The sequence below is a fragment of the Rhizobium sp. BK112 genome (genome assembly GCF_014193215.1).
Classification (GTDB): Bacteria; Pseudomonadota; Alphaproteobacteria; order Rhizobiales; family Rhizobiaceae; genus Rhizobium; species Rhizobium anhuiense.
Genome location: NZ_JACHYZ010000040.1, coordinates 1 through 2,601, shown reverse-complemented (window position 1 = coordinate 2,601; position 2,601 = coordinate 1). Strand labels below are relative to the sequence as shown.

The window sequence follows — 2,601 nt, the reverse complement described above, 5'->3', positions numbered from 1 at the left end:
ATCTGCCGATTCCGATGAAGCCGCCCCTTTGTTCCGAGATGATTGCGCCCCCGGTTTCCGGGATGATCTCGCCCCCTGTTTAGTGGGGTCTGCAGGCGATGATTGTTGTCAGTTCATTCAGGCGAGGTGTCAAGCTTTGCGCGGTAGATTTCGGCGCAGACTATCACCGCTCAATTCGATGCGGTGGGCATTGTGGACCAACCTGTCGAGTATGGCATCGGCGTAGGTTGGGTCGCCAATGACGCCGTGCCATGCGGACACGGGAAGTTGGCTGGTAATGATCGTTGATCTGCGTCCATAGCGATCTTCGAGGATTTCCAGCAGGTCGTGGCGGGCCTGTTCGTTGAGCGGCTCGAGCCCCCAATCATCCAGTATCAGGAGCTGAACATGGCCTAAGGTCCGTTGCAGCCGGGCATACCTGCCGTCACCGCGCGCGAGCGCAAGCTGGGCAAACAGCCTTGGGACACGCTGATAGAGAACTGAGCGATCGTCTCGGCAAGCCTTGTGGCCGAGAGCGCAAGCCAACCAACTCTTTCCGACACCCGAGGGGCCGCAAATGGCCAGATTGTCATGGGCGTTGATCCAGTCGCCACCGAGCAGCTTCATGAAGAGAGCACGGTCGAGGCCGCGGTCGGCGCGATAGTCGACATCTTCTGGGGTGGCCTGGTGGCGAAGCTTGGCAAACCTGAGGCGTGCCGCAAGCTTCCGATCGTAACGGGAGCTCCATTCCCGTTCGAGCAGCAGTCCGAGCCATTCGGCGTGCGAGAGATGTTCGGCTTCGCCGTTGGCAACAAGTTCGCAAAAGGCCTTTGCCATGCCGGCCAGGCCCATGGCATTCAATTTATCCAGTGTTGGATGGGCAAGCATCTTTCGTTCTCCTTAGTGGTAATAGCGAGGTCCGCGGATGTTGGCGTGATGGATCGGTTCATGCGGCGCCGCTCCATTTGAGGCAGCCGTCCGGTCAAGGTGATTGTCGAGGATGGATCGCACCGAGCCATAGGTTCGTGCGCCAATCTCCAACGCACGGCCGCAAGCGGCATTGACCCTGTCGCGGCCGAAGCTCTTGTTGAGGCGGATGATGCCGAGGCAAGCTCGAAAGCCCTGCTCGGGATGAGGCCTGTCGGCAAGAATGCGCTCGCACAACAGCGCAACATCCGGCCCCATCGCAGAGGCTTCGCGTTGAATCCGTTCAATCGTCCAGTCGGCAAAGCGGCGATGCGCAGAGGGCATATGATCGGGGATCGTCGTGTGCTTGCCGTTGCCGCTGGAGCGCCGGTGAGCGGCAATTCGCTCGCCCTTGTGGAAGATCTCGATCGTATTGGCGGTGATACGAGCCTCGACCTGCTCGCGGGCAAAGCGATAGGGAACGGAATAATAGTGCCGCTCGATCTCGACGTGATAATCCAGCCCGGCGCGCCGGATACGCCATTCGGCAAAGACATAACGTTCGACAGGCAGCGGTCGCAAAGCCGGACGATCAAGCTCCTCGAACAATTGGCGGCGCGTGGCGCCGACACGGCGCAGAACGCGCTTATCATTGAGATCATGGAGCAATTGGCCAATCGCCGCATTGACCTCGGCCAAACTATAGAAGATGCGATGGCGCAGCCGGCCCAACAGCCAACGTTCGACGATACGAACCGCAGCTTCCACTTTCGCCTTGTCCCGCGGGCGTCGCGGCCGCGTCGGCAAGACGGCGCTGCCATAATGGGCCGCCATCCCGCAATACGTCCGGTTTACCTGGGGATCGAAGTGGCAGGCCTTGATGATCGCTACCTTGGCATTGTCGGGAACCAGCAAGGCTGGCGCACCGCCAAAGAACTCCAGCGCCAGGATATGGCATTCAATCCAGTCGGGAAGCGTCTCGCTCCAACGTGCCTGCGCATATGAAAGGCTGGATGCTCCCAGAACCGCCACGAACAGGTGCGCCTGCCGTGTCTTGCCGGACAGCCGATCAACGACAACCGTGACCGTGTCGCCGGCGTAGTCGACGAACAGCTTGTCGCCGGCCGCGTGATCCTGCCGCATCGTCACAGGCAACTTCATCGCCCAGCCGCGGTAGAGGTCACAGAAGCGACTGTAACGATAGCCCTCCGGATAACGGCTGATGTATTCGTCCCAAAGGATCTGCAGCGTCATATGCTTGCGCTTCAGCTCGCGGTGGACCTGCGTCCAGTCCGGCTCAGGGCTCCGACGATGACCCGTCTTCGTCCCGCCTGCCTTGTAAAGCGCCGCTTCCAGGACTGCATCGCTGATGTCGTCACCCAACGGCCACGATAGCTCCGCAATGGCCGCACGCCGAAGCGTCTCGCGCACCGTCGATGGCGCAGCTCCAACCCGAACCGCGATCGACTTGTGGCCAAGTCCTTGTTCGAAGCGATATCTCAATATCTCGCGGACACGCCGCATCTCCAGTCTCTCCGCAGGCATCCCGTTCCTTCCTCGTCACGTCGAAGGAAGAAACTTCACACCAGCAGAACACCCACGCCAGATGCTTTCCGATGGGGGCGGCATCATCTCGGAATCAGGGGGCGACTATTTCTCGGAATTGGGGGGCGAGATCATTTCGGAATCAGGGGGCGGATTGCCTCGGAATTTGCA

General features: G+C 60.2%; 2 protein-coding genes. Both read right to left on the bottom strand.

All coding sequences use genetic code 11. From position 1 onward, the window contains the following. Nucleotides 1-129: 129 nt before the first annotated feature. Nucleotides 130-867: an IS21-like element helper ATPase IstB gene (istB, locus tag FHT75_RS35610; RefSeq protein WP_183845825.1), complete on the bottom strand. Its 738-nt coding sequence runs from the start codon at nucleotides 865-867 to the stop codon at nucleotides 130-132. A gap of 12 nt (nucleotides 868-879) precedes the next feature. Beyond that, entirely contained in the window at nucleotides 880-2,409 is a 1,530-nt protein-coding gene (gene istA, locus FHT75_RS35605; protein ID WP_107010529.1) for an IS21 family transposase, read from the bottom strand. Nucleotides 2,410-2,601 lie beyond the last annotated feature (192 nt).

Coding starts and splice junctions, on each gene's coding strand:
- istB (WP_183845825.1), bottom strand. CDS start 867: ATGCTTGCCCATCCAACACTGGATAAATTGAATGCCATGGGCCTGGCC.
- istA (WP_107010529.1), bottom strand. CDS start 2,409: ATGCGGCGTGTCCGCGAGATATTGAGATATCGCTTCGAACAAGGACTT.